The sequence below is a fragment of the Bacillus sp. JJ1503 genome, from assembly GCF_036965125.1.
Classification (GTDB): domain Bacteria; phylum Bacillota; class Bacilli; order Bacillales; family Cytobacillaceae; genus Cytobacillus.
Genome location: NZ_JBALOZ010000164.1, coordinates 1 through 1,822, shown reverse-complemented (window position 1 = coordinate 1,822; position 1,822 = coordinate 1). Strand labels below are relative to the sequence as shown.

Genomic DNA, 1,822 nt, shown 5'->3' with positions numbered 1-1,822 from the left:
TAATGGGCCGAAAGCCAAATGGTTGAAGGGATTGAGCCCCATAATGTTAGTAAATCGAGAGGGCTGATGTTTTAACTGCGACAGAAAGCAACATTTCATTATTCGTAATGGCAAGAAGAATGAAACCTCTCTGGGGTCAGAGACCTTGGCACGTTATACATTGATATGATACGGCAACTCGGGAGACCCTATCGGTCTTTTCTTTTTTTTTTAGAAGAGTATGGTGTACAAGCGATACAAAGTAAGGAAACCAAATGCCGATTAGGGAGTCGGATAGCAGCGTAGTACCAATGAAGTTGGGTAATGCCGATGGAGGAAAGGCTAGCTACCAGTTATCACCCTTACTAGGGAAACATTTACTACACGCAGAGGTAGGAATATTAAATGGAAACAAAACTACTAAGGATAGCAGAATTAGCAAAATCTGATCCTATAATGAAATTTACATCTCTTGCACATTTATTAGATGAGCAATCATTAGTTCAATGTCATCATGAGTTACCTAATAAAAAGGCAACTGGGGTTAATGGTAAAACTAAAGAACAATACAGTGAAAATCTAAAAGAAAACATAGAAGGCTTAGTAAATAGGCTTAAAAGCAAAAGTTATCGTCCTGTTCCAGTAAGGAGAATGTATATTCCAAAGCTCAATTCAGACAAGAAAAGACCATTGGGAATACCAGAACATGAAGATAAAATTGTACAAAAAGGCATTACAAAGATACTAAATACCATCTATGAGAATGATTTTCTAGACTGTTCCTTTGGATTCCGTCCAAACCGTAACTGTCATGATGCTTTGAAAATACTGAACTATTACATTGAAAAGAGGTCAGTAAATTATATAGTAGATGTAGATATCAAAGGATTCTTCGACAATGTTGACCACACATGGATGATGGAGTTCTTAAAACTGCGAATCTCTGACCCTAACCTCCTAAGATTAATTGGTAGGTTTCTTAAAGGTGGATATATGGAGGAAGGAAAGAAATACAAGACAGAAAATGGCACACCGCAAGGTGGAGTAATATCTCCGATATTAGCTAACGTTTACCTCCATTACGTCCTCGACCTATGGTTTGAGAAAAGGGTTAGAAAACAGTGCAAAGGACAAGCATTTATAGTGAGATATGCAGATGATTTTGTTTGTTGTTTTCAATCTAGAAGTGAAGCTGAACAATTCTTCGAATCATTAAAATTGAGATTAAAGAAGTTTAACTTAGAAATAGCCGAGGATAAAACTAAAATTATTCCCTTTGGAAAGTTTGCGGAGAAAGATGTAAAACAAAAGGGAAACAGTAAACCAGCAATCTTTGATTTCCTAGGTTTTACACACTATTGTGGGAAAAGCAAACAAGGTAAGTTCCGAGTGAAACGGAAGTCAAGCAGGAAGAAAGTCCAAGGCAAACTCAAAGAATCTAAGCAATGGTTGAAGATTAATAGAAATAAAGATATTCATATCATTATGGATAGATTTAGACGCTCTCTTATAGGTTATTACAATTATTATTGCATCACAGATAATACCCAAAGTGTAAACAAATTCAGAGACAAAATCGGATACTTACTGTATAAATGGCTCAATAGAAGAAGTCAAAGGAAATCATTTAATTGGGATAAATTCAGACTCTTTCTTAATAAATTCCCATTACCTTACGCAAGAATTAAGGTTAACATATATGACTTAAGAAAAGAGATTAGCTACATTATGTGAACGATAACTAGGAGGAGCCGTGTGCGTTAATTGCGCAAGCACGGTTCTGTGAGGGGAGAGGAATACAATCTACCGTGAGGTAGAGAGATTCCCTTCTACTCGACTAGTT

1 protein-coding gene is annotated in these 1,822 nt (G+C 36.3%); it reads left to right on the top strand.

Going from position 1 to position 1,822, the window contains the following annotated elements; genetic code table 11:
* Positions 1-384: 384 nt before the first annotated feature.
* Positions 385-1,713 carry a group II intron reverse transcriptase/maturase gene (ltrA, locus tag V7149_RS13405; protein ID WP_335346131.1) on the top strand — a complete coding sequence of 443 codons (1,329 nt, stop codon included), beginning with the start codon at positions 385-387 and terminating at the stop codon, positions 1,711-1,713.
* The last annotated feature ends 109 nt before the right edge of the window (positions 1,714-1,822 follow it).